The sequence below is a fragment of the Alishewanella sp. SMS8 genome (genome assembly GCF_030737935.1).
Taxonomy (GTDB): domain Bacteria; phylum Pseudomonadota; class Gammaproteobacteria; order Enterobacterales; family Alteromonadaceae; genus Alishewanella; species Alishewanella maricola.
In genome coordinates this window covers 1,644,878-1,663,785 of the sequence record NZ_JAPJEA010000001.1, presented here as the reverse complement: position 1 = coordinate 1,663,785, position 18,908 = coordinate 1,644,878, and the positions used below count along the sequence as shown (strand labels likewise).

Annotated in this window: 18 protein-coding genes; 8 read left to right on the top strand and 10 right to left on the bottom strand. The window is 44.4% G+C overall.

Features of this window, described 5'->3' with window-relative positions; genetic code table 11:
* The first annotated feature begins 167 nt into the window (after positions 1-167).
* Positions 168-362 carry a hypothetical protein gene (locus tag ORJ01_RS07490; RefSeq protein ID WP_306177487.1) on the top strand — a complete coding sequence of 65 codons (195 nt, stop codon included), beginning with the start codon at positions 168-170 and terminating at the stop codon, positions 360-362.
* 8 nt (positions 363-370) lie between these two features.
* Here ORJ01_RS07490 and ORJ01_RS07485 read toward each other — a convergent pair whose 3' ends face one another.
* Positions 371-769: a VOC family protein gene (locus ORJ01_RS07485; RefSeq protein ID WP_306177486.1), complete on the bottom strand. Its 399-nt coding sequence runs from the start codon at positions 767-769 to the stop codon at positions 371-373.
* Positions 770-897: 128 nt separating this feature from the next.
* Here ORJ01_RS07485 and rlmF point away from each other — a divergent pair, with 128 nt between their 5' ends.
* Positions 898-1,797: a 23S rRNA (adenine(1618)-N(6))-methyltransferase RlmF gene (gene rlmF / locus ORJ01_RS07480; RefSeq protein ID WP_226750685.1), complete on the top strand. Its 900-nt coding sequence runs from the start codon at positions 898-900 to the stop codon at positions 1,795-1,797.
* Between the two features lie 575 nt (positions 1,798-2,372).
* Positions 2,373-3,428 (top strand): GGDEF domain-containing protein, encoded by a 1,056-nt coding sequence (locus ORJ01_RS07475; RefSeq protein ID WP_306177485.1) that lies wholly within the window; start codon positions 2,373-2,375, stop codon positions 3,426-3,428.
* Positions 3,429-3,530: 102 nt separating this feature from the next.
* Here the strand turns inward: ORJ01_RS07475 and glyS are convergent, their stop codons facing one another.
* Genes glyS through dnaA form a run of 6 tightly spaced genes read right to left on the bottom strand, consistent with a single transcriptional unit; the run spans position 3,531 to position 12,598 of the window.
* Positions 3,531-5,588: a glycine--tRNA ligase subunit beta gene (glyS, locus tag ORJ01_RS07470; RefSeq protein ID WP_306177484.1), complete on the bottom strand. Its 2,058-nt coding sequence runs from the start codon at positions 5,586-5,588 to the stop codon at positions 3,531-3,533.
* Positions 5,588-6,514: a glycine--tRNA ligase subunit alpha gene (gene glyQ, locus ORJ01_RS07465; RefSeq protein WP_226750682.1), complete on the bottom strand. Its 927-nt coding sequence runs from the start codon at positions 6,512-6,514 to the stop codon at positions 5,588-5,590. The genes glyS and glyQ overlap by 1 nt, the downstream gene beginning before the upstream one ends.
* Before the next feature lie 60 nt (positions 6,515-6,574).
* Positions 6,575-8,992: a DNA topoisomerase (ATP-hydrolyzing) subunit B gene (gene gyrB, locus ORJ01_RS07460; protein WP_306177483.1), complete on the bottom strand. Its 2,418-nt coding sequence runs from the start codon at positions 8,990-8,992 to the stop codon at positions 6,575-6,577.
* 2 nt (positions 8,993-8,994) lie between these two features.
* The gene (gene recF / locus ORJ01_RS07455; protein WP_226750680.1) at positions 8,995-10,095 is read right to left on the bottom strand and encodes a DNA replication/repair protein RecF; all 1,101 of its coding nucleotides are present in this window, start codon (positions 10,093-10,095) and stop codon (positions 8,995-8,997) included.
* 19 nt (positions 10,096-10,114) lie between these two features.
* Positions 10,115-11,218 (bottom strand): DNA polymerase III subunit beta, encoded by a 1,104-nt coding sequence (dnaN, locus tag ORJ01_RS07450; RefSeq protein WP_226750679.1) that lies wholly within the window; start codon positions 11,216-11,218, stop codon positions 10,115-10,117.
* A 12-nt stretch (positions 11,219-11,230) separates the two neighbouring features.
* Positions 11,231-12,598 carry a chromosomal replication initiator protein DnaA gene (dnaA, locus tag ORJ01_RS07445; protein ID WP_306177482.1) on the bottom strand — a complete coding sequence of 456 codons (1,368 nt, stop codon included), beginning with the start codon at positions 12,596-12,598 and terminating at the stop codon, positions 11,231-11,233.
* 440 nt (positions 12,599-13,038) lie between these two features.
* Between dnaA and rpmH the strand changes: the two genes are divergently transcribed.
* The 5 genes from rpmH to mnmE all read left to right on the top strand — a co-directional run bounded on the left by rpmH (position 13,039) and on the right by mnmE (position 16,892).
* Positions 13,039-13,176, top strand: a complete 138-nt coding sequence (rpmH, locus tag ORJ01_RS07440; protein ID WP_226750677.1) for a 50S ribosomal protein L34 — start codon at positions 13,039-13,041, stop codon at positions 13,174-13,176.
* Between the two features lie 19 nt (positions 13,177-13,195).
* Positions 13,196-13,564 (top strand): ribonuclease P protein component, encoded by a 369-nt coding sequence (gene rnpA, locus ORJ01_RS07435; RefSeq protein WP_226750676.1) that lies wholly within the window; start codon positions 13,196-13,198, stop codon positions 13,562-13,564.
* Positions 13,519-13,782, top strand: a complete 264-nt coding sequence (yidD, locus tag ORJ01_RS07430; RefSeq protein WP_226750675.1) for a membrane protein insertion efficiency factor YidD — start codon at positions 13,519-13,521, stop codon at positions 13,780-13,782. Before rnpA ends, yidD begins: the two co-directional genes overlap by 46 nt.
* 3 nt (positions 13,783-13,785) lie before the next feature.
* Entirely contained in the window at positions 13,786-15,438 is a 1,653-nt protein-coding gene (gene yidC / locus ORJ01_RS07425) for a membrane protein insertase YidC (RefSeq protein WP_306177481.1), read from the top strand.
* Positions 15,439-15,527: 89 nt separating this feature from the next.
* Positions 15,528-16,892: a tRNA uridine-5-carboxymethylaminomethyl(34) synthesis GTPase MnmE gene (gene mnmE, locus ORJ01_RS07420; protein WP_226750673.1), complete on the top strand. Its 1,365-nt coding sequence runs from the start codon at positions 15,528-15,530 to the stop codon at positions 16,890-16,892.
* A 2-nt stretch (positions 16,893-16,894) separates the two neighbouring features.
* On the opposite strand, the gene ORJ01_RS07415 is transcribed toward mnmE, so the two are convergent.
* From ORJ01_RS07415 to ORJ01_RS07405, 3 genes are read right to left on the bottom strand one after another with little or no spacing between them, the layout of a single operon-like run.
* Positions 16,895-17,404, bottom strand: coding sequence for a hypothetical protein (locus ORJ01_RS07415; RefSeq protein WP_306177480.1), 510 nt, complete (start codon positions 17,402-17,404; stop codon positions 16,895-16,897).
* Positions 17,401-18,390, bottom strand: a complete 990-nt coding sequence (locus ORJ01_RS07410; protein WP_306177479.1) for a hypothetical protein — start codon at positions 18,388-18,390, stop codon at positions 17,401-17,403. The genes ORJ01_RS07415 and ORJ01_RS07410 overlap by 4 nt, the downstream gene beginning before the upstream one ends.
* Complete coding sequence (locus tag ORJ01_RS07405) at positions 18,383-18,907, bottom strand: Ig-like domain-containing protein (RefSeq protein WP_306177478.1); 525 nt, start codon at positions 18,905-18,907, stop codon at positions 18,383-18,385. The genes ORJ01_RS07410 and ORJ01_RS07405 overlap by 8 nt, the downstream gene beginning before the upstream one ends.
* Position 18,908 lies beyond the last annotated feature (1 nt).

The following is an 18,908-nucleotide window of genomic DNA, read 5'->3' as shown; positions in this document are numbered from 1 at the left end:
TTTATTTTGGCTATTTGGTTATCAAAGTTTGTTTTTCACGGCTTTACTATTTAGCTTAGAGCTATTTTTTTTCAGCAAAAGTAAGCCACTGAGTGATGACGAGTATATTTTATAGCAAAGACATCCTGAGACTTTTTGCTGTTCAGGAACAAAAACTGCGTGTCGGCATGGACAGCGCCCTGCTTCGCAGCATTAAACAAATCACACTGTGGCAAGAAGATAAACTGGGTTTTATCGATTTTGACTTAAATGGCCAGCTTCGCGTGCAGTACAAATTTCGGCTAGAACAAATGCAACCGTTACAGCAATTGCTGCAACAAGCCTTGCCAGATGCTGAGTTTGTGAACGGTTTTAAAAGTTAATACTGTTGCTAGTCAGGTTGTTTAGGCTGTAGTAAATCCCATTTATTACCATACAAATCTTGAAACACCACTACGGTAGCATACGTTTCCTCACGAGGTGCTTCCAAAAACACGACACCTTGCTGGCACATTTTCTCGTAGTCTTGCCAAAAATTGTCTGTTTGTAAAAACAGTCCTACCCGATCTGCGGTTTGACAGCCGACCAAGGCAAGTTGCTGTGCATTACTTGCTTTAGCCAGCAAGATCGCGGTTTGTGCGCCTGGTGGGCCGACTTTTACCCAGCGTTTATCGGCGGATAGCATGGTATCTTCTATTAAGTTAAAACCTAAACACTGCGTGTAAAATTGAATCGCCGCATCATAATCCGTTACTAATAAACTGATACAACTGATAAATTTATGCGCCATGGCAAGCTCCTTTTAAATGAGTCATATTGCATCCGCTAGCCGAAGCTTGTGCCTATTGTGGCGAGTTTAACTCGCAGCCCAAGCGGCATTCTATTACACTTAGCGCAAAGTGCTTACTATTAAAGATTATGACCAGCGAACCTTCAAAACTTCACCCCAGAAATCCGCATCATGGCCGTTATGATTTGCCAACACTTTGTGCCAAATATCCTGCATTAACACCATTTTTAACCCGCACGCCAACCGGTGCTGCCACTATAGATTTCAGTAACAGTCAGGCGGTACAACATCTGAATGCGGCCATCTTAGCAAGCTATTACCAAATTGATTTTTGGCAATTACCCTCAGGCTATCTCTGCCCACCGATCCCAGGCCGTGCTGATTATTTACATTATGCTGCAGATTTGCTTGGTCAACTGCCACAACATCAGGGGCAAGTGCCACAGGGTAAACAAGTACGAATGCTAGATATTGGTTGTGGCGCGAATTGCATTTACCCCATTTTGGCGACACGCAGTTTCGGTTGGCAGGTTGTCGGTAGCGATATTGATCAGCAAGCTCTGAACATCGCCAACACTATTATTAACGCCAACGATCGCTTAAAAGGGATGATTAGTTTGCGCTTACAAGCCAAACCTTTGCAGATTTTTCAAAGTATTATCCACGCGCAGGAGTATTTTGATTTAGTGGTGTGTAATCCCCCTTTTTATCGTTCTGCTGCTGAAGCACAAGCGGTTAACCAACAAAAATGGCAAAAGCTCGGTAAAGCCAAGCAAGGTCGCAATTTTTCGGGCAATAACAATGAGCTATGGTGTGACGGCGGCGAGCTCGCTTTTATTAGCAATATGATTAAAGAGAGCGCATTATTTGCTAAACAAGTTGGCTGGTTTACCACTCTGGTCTCACAACAAAAACACCACAACCTGTTGCTCGCGTTGTTAACACAATATCAAACGGTTGAAGTGAAACAATTGAAGATGCAGCAAGGCCAAAAGAGCAGCTTATTATTAACTTGGCGATTTCACTAATCCATTTGACGAACAGCAGCTAATAACTCTCTTAATATTGCCATAGAGTGGTTCTCATCCGCTGAATTTGTTCTTTACCTAGTTGATTCATACAATTTACGAGTCGTATTCTTAGTAGCCGATGCTGATTAGCTCTGACTTCTTACCGTTAACTTAAAAACCACCTTGGTATTCGTATACCACTGATGGAAAAATGGCAAACAAGCTATAACGCTGTTGCTTAAACAGATGTTTAATTTATTAGTAACGGACTAAAATATGTAGCAAGTAATTGGCCGCGAACTTACTGGGTTTATTCGTCAATATAACTAGGCTCTTATATACCTATGTTGATGAAACCTCGCCAAGCCAACGATATCCACCTATTTTATACTGTATAGAGTGCTGTTAATGCTTTGGACGATTAACCTTATGAACGAGAATCTCTAATTCTGAAACTTAGTCTATTTTTGATAGCTAATACTAAATGCCGCTATGTTTGGCTTTTTTATATAGGCAAATTAAAATTAACCCTTGGCTTTAAAAAATAGCAGACTAACATTAGTATGATGAAATAATTTGAAGGATTAAAAACATTGCATCAGCCTTTTAATAAGCAAAGTACGGAACAAGCTCAGAAAATTGATGCTCGACGGCGTTTATATATTCTGAGGTTTGTTAGTTACATCACCACTGCCGTTATGTTTATTTACGGTGTAAAAAATCTCAGTGCTGAACAAATATTATTACCTATTATCTTGTTTACTACGGGCAGTTTGTTCTTATTAAACATAATTGTTTTTAATATTACTCGCAATCTTGATCGAGCATGTGTTATTGAAACGCTACTTGTTGCAAGTTTTGTTCTTAGCCTAGTTTATCAAGGGGGCTTTAATAACACAGCACTGTTTTGGGTATTTCCATTTCCCGCAATTTTGTTTGGCTTACTTGGTGTGCGCAATGCGCTAATCTCGAATGCTGTTTTACTTATTATTCTAAGTATAATGCTTTTTATCCCCGACCTTATTACGGCAAACTATAAAGAAGCTGAAGCTAGTCGTTTTATTGCCTCGTTGCTCATTGTTATTATTGTCTGTTGGATTAACGATCATTACCGTGAACGTAGTCACGAAGCAATGGATAAGCTACAACAAATTAAAGACCAACAAGCAAACACTGATCAGTTAACCAATTTAGCGAATCGTCGCTTTATTGATGCTTGTTTAGTACCAAGCTTCGAAAAACAACCGGATCTTTTTTTTCCGCTTTCTCTTATTATGTGTGACATAGATTACTTTAAACGCCTTAATGATAATTTTGGTCACGATGTTGGAGATAACGTACTTAAATCAGTCGCTTATATGTTCAAACAAAATATTCGCCAACAAGACTTCGCATGTCGCATCGGCGGTGAAGAGTTTTTATTAATTCTGCCACGTACTTCTGTTCAAGATGCGTTGAATGTAGCTGATAAAATTCGCAAACAGTTTCACCAACAACAATTGGTCCCTTCTGCACCGCAATATAAGGTAACAGCAAGTTTTGGAGTTGCGTTATGCAATGAGTCTGAAGAGTTTAGTGAAAGTATAAAGTTGGCAGATATGATGTTATACAAAGCAAAAAACAATGGCCGAGATCAAACAAGAGGCTAACTTATCATTTTAATATATTATTAAATTGCGCGTTCATCGTTCGACATTTATTAAATAAACTAAAGAGCCAGCAATTCAGCTGGCTCTTTAGTTATTCATGTTCTATTGCAATACTGAGATATCAGCAACCTGCAAAAATAATTCGCGTAGCTGTTTTAATAACGCTAAACGATTTGCTCTGACGGCGGCATCATCTGCATTGACCATTACTTGATCAAAGAAATGATCAATCACCTCACGTAAAGCGGCAAGATGGCTTAACGCGCTGGTATAATCACTGACACTCGCCTGATACACTTGCTCTGCGTTTATCGCACTAAACAAGGCTTGTTCCGCGTTTTCCTGCAGTAAGTTTTCATGCACAGTATCCGCAATGGCAGTGTCCACCTTAGCAAGAATATTTGCAACGCGTTTATTCGCTGCTGCCAGCGCTAAAGCGGCCTCAAGTTTACGGAACGCGGCTACCGCCTTCACCCTACGGTCAAAGTCTGCAGGGTTGGTTGGACGGCGTGCCAGTACGGCTTGGATCACATCAATGCTGTAACCTTCGTCTTGATACCAAGCACGGAAGCGGCCTAGCATAAAGTCGACGACGTCATTAGCCACCTCTGAATGCGTCAATTTACTGCCAAAAGTCTGCTGGCTAAAGCGAATTAAATCGACTAAATCCAATGGCAGTTGCTTTTCGACCATAATACGCAAAGCACCAATAGCTGCACGACGCAATGCAAAAGGATCTTTATCGCCTTTCGGCACTTGGCCAATGCCAAAAATACCGACTAAGGTATCTAATTTATCGGCAATGGCTACTGCCGCACCTTCTAAACGGCTTGGTAATTGATCACCTGCAAAACGCGGCATGTATTGCTCATTGAGCGCTAATGCCACTGCTTCCGCTTCACCATCTAAGCGTGCATAGTGCATTCCCATAATACCTTGTACCTCTGGGAACTCTCCGACCATGTTGGTCATTAAATCGGTTTTAGATAATAAACCGGCGCGTGCTGCCGCCGTTTCATCAGCACCAATTTGCTTAGCAATATAGGCAGCAACCTGACTGATCCGCTCCGATTTTTCCGCTAAGGTACCTAATCGCTGTTGGAATAACACGGTGCTTAAGCTTTCTAAGCGATCCACTAACTTAGTTTTGCGATCGGTATTAAAGAAAAACTGTGCATCTGATAGACGCGGCCGCACGACTTTCTCGTTACCTGAGATAATTTGCTGCGGATCTTTACTGGCGATGTTCGCGACAAACACAAATTTGTTTAATAACTTGCCTTGCTGATCACGCAATGGGAAGTATTTTTGGTTGTCTTTCATGGTTGAAATAAGTGGTTCGGCTGGCACTTGCAAGAAACTTTCTTCAAAGCTTCCCATTAACACAACCGGCCATTCTACTAAGGCGGTCACTTCTTCGAGCAGGGCATCATCCCATTGCACTTGTGCATCAAGCTTTTTAGCTGCAGCAGTTACATGCTCGGCAATAAACGCTTTACGACGACTAAAGTCAGCAATGACATAAGCTTGTTCTAACACGGGTAAGTAAGCATCAGCATCTTTTACGGTAACTTTAGCCGGCGCATGGAAACGATGGCCATGCGTTTGATTGCCGCTTTGTCGACCTAAGATGGTTGCAGGAACAACAGCATCACCGTACAGCATAATAATGGTATGCACAGGTCGAATAAATTCAGCATCGGAATTGCCCCAGCGCATCGGTTTGGCGATCGGCAGCTTCGCTAAAGCGCTAGTCACTATCTCAGGTAATAATGCTGTGGTGCTTTGGCCTTTTTGTAACTGCTTACACAACAACCATGCGCCTTTATCCGTCTCTAAACGTTCGGCTTCGGCCACGCTAATACCACAACCTGCAGCCCAGCCTTGAGCTGCCTTGGTGGGCTCACCCGCTTTATCAAAGGCGGCTGCAATAGCAGGGCCACGCTTTTCTACTACTTTATCAGCTTGTTGTGCCGCTAATTGATTAACGCGCACAGCTAAGCGACGTGGTGCAGCGTACCATTGCACCGTACCATGTTGTAATTCTAACTTGGCTAATTCCGCCGTAATGTTGTCTGCAAAAGCCGTGGCTAAGGTTGTCAGTGCTTTTGGTGGTAACTCTTCAGTACCAATCTCAACCAGAAAATCCTGAGCACTCATTATTTGGCCTCCTTTTGAACTGCAGGCTGCGTTTTGCAAAGCGGAAAACCTAATTTTTCACGTGCGGCAAAATAGGCTTCAGCACAGGCTTTCGCTAAAGCCCGCACTCGTAATATATAACGTTGACGCTCAGTTACCGAAATGGCATGTCGTGCATCTAATAAGTTAAAGGCATGTGAAGCCTTCATAACTTTTTCGTAGGCTGGCAATGCCAAGCCTTTTTCAATCAGATATTGGCTTTCTTTTTCACACTGGTCAAAGTAGCTAAACAAGGCAGGTACATCGGCATGTTCAAAGTTGTAAGTTGATTGTTCAACTTCATTCTGATGGAATACGTCTCCGTAAGTCACACGACCTAAGGGGCCATCAGCCCAAACGAGATCATAGATTGAATCAACACCTTGGATATACATGGCCAGACGCTCTAGGCCGTAGGTAATCTCACCGGTCACCGGACGACACTCCAAGCCACCGACTTGCTGGAAATAAGTGAACTGTGTGACTTCCATGCCGTTTAACCACACTTCCCATCCTAAGCCCCAAGCACCTAACGTTGGCGATTCCCAGTTGTCTTCGACAAAGCGAATATCATGTACCAGGGTATCTAATCCTAACTCTTCTAAAGAGCCTAAGTACAGTTCCTGAATATTATCAGGTGATGGTTTAAGGATAACTTGGAACTGATAGTAATGTTGTAAACGGTTTGGATTTTCGCCATAACGACCATCCGTTGGCCGACGACAAGGTTGCACATAGGCAACGTTGGTTGGCTCAGGGCCTAACGAACGCAGGAAGGTCATAGGATGAAAAGTACCTGCGCCCACTTCTAAGTCTAACGGCTGAACAATAACGCAGCCTTGACGCGCCCAGTAATCCTGCAAGGCTAAGATTAGCCCCTGAAAGGTTTTCGTATCGTATTTATGCATGCGCTACTAACTCACTAAAATAACTGAGGGGCTGAAAAGCCCCTACTTGGTATTGTGCGGTTATACGTCTAAGTTTGCGACGTATAAAGCATTCTCTTCTATAAAGGCTCGCCGTGGTTCAACGTGATCCCCCATCAGGGTTGAAAACAGTTGATCAGCACCGATAGCGTCCTCGATCCTTACCTGCAGCATCCGGCGATTTTGTGGGTCCATGGTGGTTTCCCAAAGCTGATCGGGGTTCATTTCCCCTAGCCCTTTATAACGCTGAATATACAAACCGCGCTTCGACTCAGACATTAACCAGTCTAAGGCTTCACGGAATGTGGCTACTGGTTTCACTTTCTCGCCACGACGGATATACCCGCCTTCTTCGATTAAGTCACGGATCTCATCACCTAAGGCTGCTAGGCTTAAATAGTCACGAGAGGTAATAAAATCGTGATGTAACAAGTATTCGTTATCGATACCATGCTGACGAATAATCACTTTTGGCTGGAATAACTGCCGCTCGCGATCTTCTACCACATCGTATTTATAAATTGACCCGTCACCTTCTTTCTCATCTAAACGCTTCGCTAAGGTTTTTACCCATTCTTCTACCGCCGTTTGATTTTTCATTGTCTCAGTGGTTAAACCGGCAATATAAATCAGTTCGGTTAGTAAGTTCTGTGGGATCTTACGGCTTAAACGTTGGATTATGCTGGTAGCTTTATGATATTGACGAACCAGCTTTTCCAGTGCTTCACCACCAATGCCAGGGGCATTTTCATTAACATGCAAATAAGCTTCATCTAAAGCCAGTGTCGTTAAGTATTCAACTAATGAGGGCTCATCTTTAATATACTGCTCTTGCTTGCCTTTTTTCACTTTAAACAGCGGTGGCTGGGCAATATAGATGTAACCACGTTCGATCAATTCAGGCATTTGCCGATAGAAGAACGTCAGTAATAAGGTACGAATATGCGAACCGTCGACGTCAGCATCCGTCATTAATACGATGCTGTGATAACGTGTTTTGTCTGGGTTATATTCTTCGCGACCAATACCACAACCTAAAGCCGTGATTAAGGTGCCCACTTCTTGTGAAGATAGCATCTTATCAAAACGCGCTTTTTCAACGTTTAAGATTTTACCTTTTAACGGCAGAATAGCTTGGTTTTTACGGTTACGGCCTTGCTTGGCTGAACCACCCGCAGAGTCACCCTCTACAATGTACAGTTCAGATAAAGCAGGATCTTTTTCTTGGCAGTCGGCTAATTTACCCGGTAAACCAGCAATGTCCAGCGCTCCTTTACGGCGTGTCATTTCACGCGCTTTACGCGCGGCATCACGCGCACGTGCTGCATCAACAATCTTACCCACGATAATTTTGGCATCACCTGGGTTTTCTAACAAATACTCGTTGAGCTTTTCACCCATGACGCTTTCAACAGCAGAACGGACTTCTGAAGAAACCAATTTGTCTTTAGTTTGCGAACTGAATTTTGGATCAGGCACTTTAACACTGATCACCGCAGTCAAACCTTCTCGGGCATCATCACCAGAAGCTTGTACCTTCATTTTTTTCGCATAACCTTCATGCTCAATGTAGGTATTTAGCACGCGGGTTAAGGCACCACGGAAGCCCGCTAAGTGAGTACCACCATCACGTTGCGGAATGTTGTTAGTAAAACAAAATACGTTTTCTTGATAGCTGTCGTTCCACTGCATCGCCACTTCAACTGAAATACCGTCTTCGCGCTGATCAGAAAAATAGAACGCTTTTGGATGCACGCTGGTTTTACTACGATTCAAATACTGTACAAAAGCTTCGATACCACCTTCATACTTAAAATGGTCGCTTTTATCGTTACGCTCGTCGGTTAAGATAATACTTACGCCCGAGTTTAAGAACGACAGTTCGCGTAAACGTTTCGCTAAAATATCGTAGTGATAATTGATGTCAGAGAAAATAGTTGGGCTTGGCCAAAAACGAATGGCCGTACCTGAACCTTCTGTTTCACCGATTACCGCTAAAGGTGCTTGTGGTACACCCAGATGATAAATTTGGTTATGCACTTTGCCTTTACGGCGAATGGTCAGTTCTAATTTGTCAGATAAGGCATTTACAACAGATACGCCCACACCGTGCAAACCACCTGATACTTTATAAGAGTTATCGTCAAATTTACCGCCGGCATGCAGCACGGTCATGATAACTTCAGCGGCTGAGACGCCTTCTTCGTGCATATCAGTAGGTACGCCACGACCGTTATCACGAACAGAGACCGAACCATCACTGTGAATGGTGACCCAGATGTCAGTACAGTAGCCTGCTAAGGTTTCATCGATGGAATTGTCGACCACCTCGAATACCATATGGTGTAAACCCGTACCGTCATCGGTATCACCGATATACATACCGGGTCTTTTACGTACTGCATCCAGACCTTTTAATACTTTAATACTTGAGGAATCGTAATTATGCTCTTCGGCCATCTCTATCTGTCCGTGCTTGTTATCTGACCGTGTTCCACGTGAAACATTTGCCGGCGCGAAGCCGGTATAAAAGGTGAAACCTGATCAGCATTAATTGCTGTTATAAAAACCTGCGAATTAATATTGTTTAAATAATTAAAAACCGTTTGGGTGGAACTGGCATCCAACTCGGATGCTAAATCATCAATCAATAACAAGGGCTGTTTCTTGCCGCTGCTACCTATCACATTGTTTTGTGCGATTTTAAGCGCAAATAATAACACTTTTAGCTGTCCACGGGATAATACTTCTTCAACCACTAACTGCTTTCTTCGAAGTTTTAAATCCGCTTTTTGTGGGCCATATTGAGTAAAACCCTGCCGCATATCTTGTTGAAAATTTTGTTCTAACAGTTGCTTCAAATCGGCTGGACTTTGCACCCGCTCAGGCCAACCCGCTTGTAATTGCAAACTCACTTCAGCTAACAGTGAATTACCCTCTACTAGCTTCAAATATTCATGTTGCAGCAGACCGATATAATGCTCTCGCAACGATTGTAACTGCCAAGCCAGACTGACTAATTGCTGGTCCCAATAATCAAATTGCTGATCATAAGCCCGGCTTTGCTTTAACAAGGCATTACGTTGTTTCAGAACCCGACTAAACTGCAACCACACGGTATAGAAGGTAGGTTCCACGTGGAACACACCCATATCAAAATATTGACGACGCTCTTTCGGGCCACCAAAAAATAATTTAAAACTGTCAGGCGTAATTAATTGCACCGGCAACAAAGCCGCAAAATCGGCTAACTTGCAGTTACTGGCCGCATTTAACCGCAATAGCAATTCGGCTTGCTTGTCGCGTTGCAAGCCTAAACTAAAGGTTTGCTCAGCATCGGCAACCTTGGCATGCAGTACAAAATGCTCTTGCTCGTATTGAATTAAACGTTGATGCCGACTACTTCTAAAGGAACGACCATGCGCCAGATAGTAAATTGCTTCTAATAAGCTGGTCTTACCGCTGCCATTCTCACCGCAAATCAGATTGCACTGCGCATGTGCGTTAAATTGCAGTTCCGAAAAATTACGGAACTGCTTAAGCTGCAGCGAGATTAACGACATGCTTTAGACAACAACAGAATTATAAGCGCATCGGCATGACAACGTAGGCAGCACCAACGTTACCCACACCTTCTATTAAGGCACTAGAATTGGAATCATTTAAATTCAGGATCACCAGATCGGTATTCAAGCTATTTAATACATCTAGCAAATAACCGACATTAAAACCAATTTCGAGGTTATCCCCTTCGTACTCCACTTCGATCACTTCTTCTGCTTGCTCGTGCTCAGGGTTGTTCGCCACAATCTGCAGTTCAGAGGAACTTAAGGTAAAACGCACACCGCGGTATTTTTCATTCGATAAGATAGAGGCGCGAGTACAGGCATCTTTTAATACGGTACGATGCGCGGTCACTTGCTTGGTACTGTTGCGCGGCAACACACGGCGGTAATCGGGGAAACGGCCATCAATTAATTTACTGCTAAAACTAAAACTGCTGTCACTTAAACGAATGTGATTTTGGCCAAGGCTCAAGGTGACCAACTGCTCATCATTCGCCAACAAGCGCATAATTTCTAAAACACCTTTGCGTGGAATAATAATCTGCTTTTGTTGGCCAGCATAAGACGGCAACGCTAAGGTACTCATGGCTAAACGATGACCATCAGTAGCCACTGCAGATAAGTTGCCGTTATCCACTTCAAACAACAAACCATTTAAGTAATAGCGTACGTCCTGATTGGCCATCGAAAAGGCCGTATCATCTAATAACTTGCGCAACTGTTGGCGAGTCAGTGATAACTCAACCTCACCTTGCCATGTTTCTAAATTGGGGTATTCAGCAGCATTGAGCGTGGATAACGTAAATTTGGTTTTGCCACTGCTTAAAATACAATTTTCACCTTGCACCTGCACGGCAATATCGCTGTTTTCCGGTAAGCTGCGGCAAATATCTAACAGCTTTTTTGCCGGCACAGTAATCCGCCCTGCACTGTGTACTTGCAATTGTACCGTGCTAGCAACCAACTCCACTTCTAAATCGGTACCGGTCAGTGACAGTGTATCGGCGCTAACATCCAATAACACATTTGATAAAATTGGCAAATTATGGCGGCGTTCAATAGCACCCGATACCATTTGTAGCGGCTTCAGTAAGGCGTCACGGTTAATCACAAATTGCATAACAAAACCCTGTTAAGACGATAATGTTCGAATAAGATTTTGGAAATCTTCTTTAATTTCATGTGTTTCTTCTTTTAGCGATTCAATCTTACGACAGGCATGAAGCACAGTTGTATGATCGCGACCACCAAAAGCATCCCCAATTTCTGGCAAACTATGGTTGGTGAGTTCTTTCGCTAATGCCATCGCCATTTGCCGCGGTCGCGCTACCGAACGAGAACGCCGTTTCGACAGTAAATCCGCTATACGGATTTTGTAGTATTCGGCTACGGTCTTTTGAATATTTTCAATGGTCACCAACTTATCTTGTAGGGCTAATAAATCGCGTAAAGCTTCCCGCACAAAATCAATGGTAATGAGCCGGCCGGTGAAATTAGCATTAGCAATCACCCGATTCAAGGCGCCTTCGAGTTCGCGAACATTTGAGCGCAAACGCTTGGCCACAAAAAAAGCCACTTCTTCCGGTAGGCGGATCTGATTTTCTTGCGCTTTTCGCATTAAGATCGCCACCCGGGTTTCAAGCTCAGGTGGCTCGATAGCGATAGTCAAACCCCAACCAAAGCGTGATTTTAAGCGATCTTCGACACCATCAATTTCTTTGGGGTAACGATCGCTGGTTAAAATGATCTGTTGATTGCCTTCTAACAAGGCATTAAAGGTATGAAAGAATTCTTCTTGGGAACGTTCTTTGTTGGCAAAGAATTGAATATCGTCAATAAGTAACGCATCAACTGAACGATAATAGCGCTTAAACTCTTCTATAGCATTGTTTTGTAAAGCTTTTACCATATCCTGCACAAAGCGCTCTGAATGCATGTATATCACTTTTGCATCCGGTTTCTTCGCTAAAATGCCATTACCAACCGCATGTAATAAATGCGTCTTACCTAAACCTGTACCGCCATAGATAAATAATGGGTTATAAGCCGTGCCAGGGTTGTCAGCCACCTGTGAGGCTGCAGCCCGAGCCAATTGGTTCGACTTACCCTCAACAAAGTTAGTAAAGGTGTAATTTGCGCGCATATTGGAGCGCACTATGGTTTTAGGAACCGGTTCTGCAATTTCTCGCGAAGCGACAGCCACCTCAGACGGCATCAGATGAGGTTGTGGCGCGGGCGTAGCTTTAACGTTATTTTGGCTAGTACCCACATCAAAGCGTAAACGCGGTGCATTGTCACCACAGTAATCGCGGATCAGTTCAAGGATCCGGTTTAGGTATTTTTCACGCACCCAATCCAGTACAAAACGATTCGGTGCATACAACGTCAAAGCGTCAGCCGAGCTGTCAGCCTGCAAAGGACGGATCCACATACTAAAGTGTTGCGCGGGGAGTTCTGCTTGCAAAGCTTGCAGACAATTTTGCCAAACGGACTGATACACCTGATCTCCTGAAGCCTGAATTATAATGATCGATAAGGCTGGTGTAGAAATGCCAAACGGCATTATCGTATGATCTTATCCACAACTTCAAGATTGACTTTTTAAAAAAGCCTAACAACACCCCCACTAACACGCTATACCATTGTATTAATTGGTTATTATACTGTTATTCTATTTAAGAATACTCAAGCTAAAACTGGGTTAAATCTGGCTTAAACAATAAATAACTCACACTTTATTCGTAAAAGATCGCCTAGGCTGTGGAAAACTTTAGTAAAACTGGGATCGCGACTGGCTAGGATCGTAATTAAAGCAAGGATCGCATTGACTTTAGGGCGCAGAGTACTTAAAATTCGCGCTCATTTTTGTCAGCTGCGTTTTGGTGTATTTGCTAAAACACAGGTAACCTTAGTAAATATTTCGACCGGACGGATGAAATTATGAGTAAAAGAACCTTTCAACCAAGCGTATTAAAGCGCAAGCGTAACCACGGTTTCCGCGCCCGCATGGCCACTAAAAATGGTCGTGAGGTGTTAGCACGTCGTCGTGCTAAAGGCCGTAAACGTTTAACAGCCTAAACTGGTCGTTAAACGCTGCGTGCCCAGCTTCAGATTCGGCCGGGAGTTACGTCTGTTAACTCCCAGTCAGTTTGATAATGTTTTTCAAAACCCGTTTCGGGTCGCATCTCCCCTATTTACCATTCTAGCAAAGCCCAATCAGTTAGCTCATCCACGAATTGGCCTTACTATCGCCAAAAAACGTGTTAAATTAGCCGTGCACCGCAATCGTATTAAACGATGTGTGCGCGACAGCTTTCGTTTGCATCAGCATCAGCTTCCCGGTGTGGATCTGGTACTCATGGTAAAAGGGGATATTAGCAACACCCCTAATGATGAATTACTGAAACAACTGGAACGGCTATGGCAGAAGATCGCTCGCCAATACACCGCTTTATCGTTTGGTTGATGCTCGGCCTAGTCCGAGGTTATCAATTATTGATAAGCCCGCTATTGGGGCCACGCTGCCGATTCCACCCAACTTGCTCAAATTATGCTATTGAGGCCATTGGTCGCTTTGGTGCAGCAAAAGGGGCTTGGTTAGCCAGCAAACGCATATTAAAATGTCATCCGTTTCACCAAGGTGGTGAAGATCCCGTTCCTGATAAGCATAATGAGAAAAGCTAACCCATGGATTCACAACGCAGTTTTCTAGTAATTGCCCTGGCAATCGTCAGTTTTTTCCTCTGGCAGGAATGGCAAAAAGATTATGGTCCGCAACCGGCGGTAGCCACTCAACAGGTCAGCAGCACGGTAAGTAGCAGTGCTAACAATGGCAGCTCGGCATCAATGTTAATGGATAGCCCTGACACGCCGGCGGTAGCCAACAGCACGCCCAACATTGATCAAAACCGTCGCATTAAAGTTAACACTGATGTGTTTGAACTTGAAATTGATAGCCGCGGTGGTGATATTGTTAGTGTTAAATTGCCTGAACATAACTTAACCAAAGACAGCAACACTCCTTATGTATTGATGCGTCAGCTACCTGGTTTTGAATATGTTGCGCAATCTGGTTTGATTGCCCGTGACGGCCCAGACCGCACTGAACGGCCATTGTATCAAGTTGAAAAAACTCAATATCAAGCTCAGGGTACTGAACCCTTAGTGGTGCCACTGCGCTTAACGCACAATGGCATGCAAATCGAAAAACGCTTTACCTTTACCCCAGGACAATATGATGTCCGGGTAGAATATTTTATCGTCAACAACAGCGATGAAATCAAAACGGTTCAGCCTTATCAGCATTTATTACAAAACATTGATAGTGGCGAAAGCGCCAGCATGTTTATGCCGATATACCGCGGCGCCGCTTTTGGTAGCGGCGAAGAACGCTATAAAAAGTATAACTTTGAAGACATGCAGAAAACTAACCTGAGCGTCAGCACTCAAGCAGGTTGGGTTGCCATGTTAGAGCATTACTTTGTTGCTGCCTGGATCCCAGACTCAGCAGCCACTAACCAGTTATACAGCCGCATCCACGGCACGAACAAAGGCGTTATTGGCGCGCTGGGTACCGCCATTGATATTGATCCGGGCCAAAGCGCCAGCATCACAGCCACTTTTTATGCTGGCCCTAAAGTCCAGGACGAATTAGCCAAATTAGCCAATGGCTTAGACCTTACCGTTGATTACGGTTTCCTGTGGTTTATCTCACAATTACTGTTCTGGCTACTGACTAAAATTCAGTTATTTGTTAGCAACTGGGGTTTAGCGATTATCTGTATTACGTTAATTGTTAAAGGCGCAATGTTCCCGCTGACGAAGATCCAATATGAGTCGATGGCGAAAATGCGTAACTTGAAGCCAAAAATTGAAGAGCTACAAGCACGTTACAAAGACGATAAGCAGAAAATGGGCCCAGCGATGATGGAATTATATCGCAAAGAGAAAGTAAACCCGATGGGTGGCTGTTTACCCATGCTCATCCAAATGCCTATTTTCTTAGCACTGTACTGGGTATTTGTTGAAAGTATTGAACTACGCCATGCGCCATTTATGCTGTGGATCACCGACTTATCAACTAAAGACCCATACTATGTGTTACCGGTATTGTTTGGTTTGAGTATGTTTATGATGCAGAAACTCACGCCAATGCAGGTCACCGATCCTTTACAACAGAAGCTGATGATGTGGATGCCTGTCGCGTTCTCCGTATTCTTCTTCTGGTTCCCAAGTGGCTTAGTATTATACTGGTTAGTTAGTAACTTAATCTCACTTGGCCAGATGCTGTATATTTATCGCGGCATGGAGAAAAAAGGTCTGCATACCCGTAAAACCTAATACCGCGCAACTTATCCCTTGCGGATAAGATGTTCTACACTAAGCCTGTTAGCATTATGCAGCAGGCTTTTTTTATCCCAGAGGATGTTATGTTTAGCACTGATACTATTGCCGCTTTAGCCACTGCCCCAGGTCGAGCCGGAGTAGGCATTATTCGTATTTCTGGCCCCGATAGCAAAGCGGTGGCTCAAGCCATTCTGCATAAAATCCCTAAACCCCGTGCGGCCGAATATTTAGGCTTTTATGCTAAAGACCAGCAATTACTGGATCAAGGTATAGCGTTGTTCTTCCCAGGACCAAACTCGTTTACCGGCGAAGATGTGCTGGAATTACAAGGGCATGGCGGGCCAGTACTACTAGACATGTTACTTAAACAAGTGCTGCAATTACCTAATGTACGCATTGCTCGCCCTGGCGAATTTTCAGAGCGCGCGTTTTTAAACGATAAACTCGACTTGGCTCAAGCCGAAGCCATTGCCGATTTAATTGATGCCAGTAGTGAACAAGCCGCTCGCTGCGCCATGCAATCCTTACAGGGTGAGTTTTCACGACGTATTCATGAATTAGTTGAAAAAGTGATTTATCTGCGAATGTATGTTGAAGCGGCTATCGACTTTCCAGATGAAGAAATTGATTTTCTATCAGACGGCAAAGTCGCCACAGACTTAGCTGACATTATCGACTTTTTAGCCACCGTGAAGAAACAAGCGGCACAAGGCAGTATTCTTCGTGAAGGCATGAAAGTGGTAATTGCTGGCCGGCCAAATGCCGGAAAATCTAGCTTATTAAATGCCTTAGCCGGGCGTGAAGCAGCAATTGTTACCGACATTGCCGGTACGACCCGTGATGTTTTACGCGAACATATTCATATCGACGGCATGCCGCTGCATATTATCGATACCGCTGGTCTGCGCGAAGCCAACGACCAAGTTGAACAAATTGGTATTGAGCGAGCATGGAATGAAATCGCCCAAGCCGACAGAGTACTGTTTATGGTGGATGGCACAACCACTACTGCCACCGACCCCCGCGAAATTTGGCCAGACTTTATTGATCGCTTACCCGCTAATTTAGGCGTAACGGTGATCCGCAACAAAGCCGATCTTACCGGCGAGCCCATGACACCGGACCAACAAGCAGCAGCTCCGGTTTATCGTTTATCGGCTAAAACCGGTGATGGTATTGATGCGCTGCGCGAACACTTAAAACAATGCATTGGCTTTGATGCCAGCACTGAGGGCAGCTTTCTGGCTCGACGTCGCCATTTAGATGCACTGGATCGCGCGGCGGAGCATCTGAGTACTGGCCAAGAACAACTGCACAGTTATATTGCAGGTGAAATCCTGGCCGAAGAATTAAGGCTAACTCAACAACATCTGAATGAAATCACTGGCGAATTTAGTAGTGATGACTTACTCGGACGCATTTTTAGCTCATTTTGTATCGGTAAATAAGCTTACTTTGCTAACTGCCACTGTGCTTTGCTCTGGCTTAATACGCTACGCTCAGCCGTGTCAGTTAGCTCGACAATCACTTTGTGATTTTTTAACTTATCAAACAACTGCGCTACCCTAACCTGCTGTAATGATGCTAAGGGGCAACCTGCATGACCATAAATACGCACCGACTGCTGGCCGGCATACACCTCGCGTTCTAAATGCACTACCGGTAACACTTCTAATGGGCAATCAGTATTAAATTGCAGCATGTTATTAATCACATTGTTAAAGGAAACTTGTTGGGCTAACAACGCATCCGCATCGAGTAAGCGCCCAGTATTATCCATCATAAAAGGCGTTAATACGGCCAAGTCATGTTCGGCTAGCAACCAACTCCAATCAAATTCTGCGGGGTGATCGGCACCACTGCTCATTTGCACCCAACTGGTGCTAAATTTGTGTGCCTGCGAGGGCCAAGCAAACAAAAGGCTAATGATTAAACCAGAATAAAGTAAGGCCTGTTTCATAATGCAAGCTCCTGTGCTGCTGCAAGTAATTGTTTATCGAATGGCTCTTGTGCCACAGCCATATTTTGTTTAGCCCAATATCGAGCCTTTTCGCCATCTGGCGCAACATAACTAAAGTAATAGGCAATATCTGCGGTATGTAAGGCATCGGCGCGTAACTCTCGCAAATGCATACGCTGCGCAGTCACCTCGCGCCAGCATTGCTGCTCGCCAAGTTGAGCTTCAGCATAGGCAACCCGCACTAACAGGCTATCAGAGGGTAAGGCATCCACTTTTGGACAAACGCCCGAAAGCGCTAACACTTCAGCAGCTCGACCGGTTTGCAGCAAAATATCCAGTATTTGCCGTTGCATCACTTCCGGTTGCTGAAAATAGTTTGGGTAATCCAACCACTCTAACGCTTCGTTATAACGCCCTAACAAATGCGCTTGCTCAGCTAAGATTTGTAGTCGCCATTGCTGTAATGCCTCAGTTGAATTGCCATTACGCCAATGCAACTGTTGTAAACGGGTATAACTGCTCTCTAATTGCCCAGCTCGACCCTTTACTTCGAGTAAACAGGTTGCCACAACATCAATTTGACTATAACCGGTTAAAGCACGACAAGCCTGTGTTGCTCGCGCTAAATCATCGCGCGTTAACGCAATACGCGCTTGCATCAAATACACCGGCTCGTGTAACTGCTGCAACGCCAATACCTGCTCTAAAGCCGTTAACGCTTCAGCAAAACGATGTTCGAACTGTAATAAATCGGCTTGTGCCAACCACCACTGTGCTTGCTCTATTGCCGGTAATGAAGCTAACCGCGGCGCCACCAACTGCCATAGTATTTCGGCATCTTCATGCAACTGATGCTGCGCAGCTTGCTTGCCCTGAATTACTAACTCAGCATAATGCTCAGCTTTAACAGCCGTGGCGGCGGCAGAGCCGCACACCACGCTAAACATCACGCCTATGGCAAAACGCCAGTAGGTGCTTTTACTCATTGTTCGCCACCACGCCCGCAGCCACCAGATCGGCAAACTCTGCGGTATCTAACACGTCTTGGTTAAAATCGCGGCCATTGACCGACAACGGCTTACTTTGCGCATCTTGCGCATACGCATCCCGCACTGCGCTTCTTAACGACACTTGTAAAGTCGTGACTTGCACACTAACGGTTGCCGTTGTGCTCAACTTGCCATCCGACACCGTAAATTTGAAACTGTCGCTACCGACAAACTCAGCATTGGGTGTGTAGGTAAAGGCACCATCGATAGCAATCAACACCTGACCATTTGCTGGTTCAGTATTACTGCTATAACGAAGATTATCCCCTTCGGCATCCACCGCAGTTAATCGCGCTGTAACCGCGGTATCTGTCCGAGTGGTTATCGACGAAGCGGCCGCTTGTGGCGCCGTATTAACCTGGGGTGTCACCGCTTTATCAGCGGAGTCATTACAGGCGCTCACCAACAATACTGTGCTTAAGGCCAGACACAGCTTAGATTTTTTACTTAACATG

Coding starts and splice junctions, on each gene's coding strand:
- ORJ01_RS07490 (WP_306177487.1), top strand. CDS start 168: ATGGACAGCGCCCTGCTTCGCAGCATTAAACAAATCACACTGTGGCAA.
- ORJ01_RS07485 (WP_306177486.1), bottom strand. CDS start 769: ATGGCGCATAAATTTATCAGTTGTATCAGTTTATTAGTAACGGATTAT.
- rlmF (WP_226750685.1), top strand. CDS start 898: ATGACCAGCGAACCTTCAAAACTTCACCCCAGAAATCCGCATCATGGC.
- glyS (WP_306177484.1), bottom strand. CDS start 5,588: ATGAGTGCTCAGGATTTTCTGGTTGAGATTGGTACTGAAGAGTTACCA.
- glyQ (WP_226750682.1), bottom strand. CDS start 6,514: ATGCATAAATACGATACGAAAACCTTTCAGGGGCTAATCTTAGCCTTG.
- gyrB (WP_306177483.1), bottom strand. CDS start 8,992: ATGGCCGAAGAGCATAATTACGATTCCTCAAGTATTAAAGTATTAAAA.
- recF (WP_226750680.1), bottom strand. CDS start 10,095: ATGTCGTTAATCTCGCTGCAGCTTAAGCAGTTCCGTAATTTTTCGGAA.
- dnaN (WP_226750679.1), bottom strand. CDS start 11,218: ATGCAATTTGTGATTAACCGTGACGCCTTACTGAAGCCGCTACAAATG.
- rpmH (WP_226750677.1), top strand. CDS start 13,039: ATGAGTAAAAGAACCTTTCAACCAAGCGTATTAAAGCGCAAGCGTAAC.
- yidD (WP_226750675.1), top strand. CDS start 13,519: ATGGCAGAAGATCGCTCGCCAATACACCGCTTTATCGTTTGGTTGATG.
- yidC (WP_306177481.1), top strand. CDS start 13,786: ATGGATTCACAACGCAGTTTTCTAGTAATTGCCCTGGCAATCGTCAGT.
- mnmE (WP_226750673.1), top strand. CDS start 15,528: ATGTTTAGCACTGATACTATTGCCGCTTTAGCCACTGCCCCAGGTCGA.
- ORJ01_RS07415 (WP_306177480.1), bottom strand. CDS start 17,404: ATGAAACAGGCCTTACTTTATTCTGGTTTAATCATTAGCCTTTTGTTT.
- ORJ01_RS07410 (WP_306177479.1), bottom strand. CDS start 18,390: ATGAGTAAAAGCACCTACTGGCGTTTTGCCATAGGCGTGATGTTTAGC.
- ORJ01_RS07405 (WP_306177478.1), bottom strand. CDS start 18,907: ATGTTAAGTAAAAAATCTAAGCTGTGTCTGGCCTTAAGCACAGTATTG.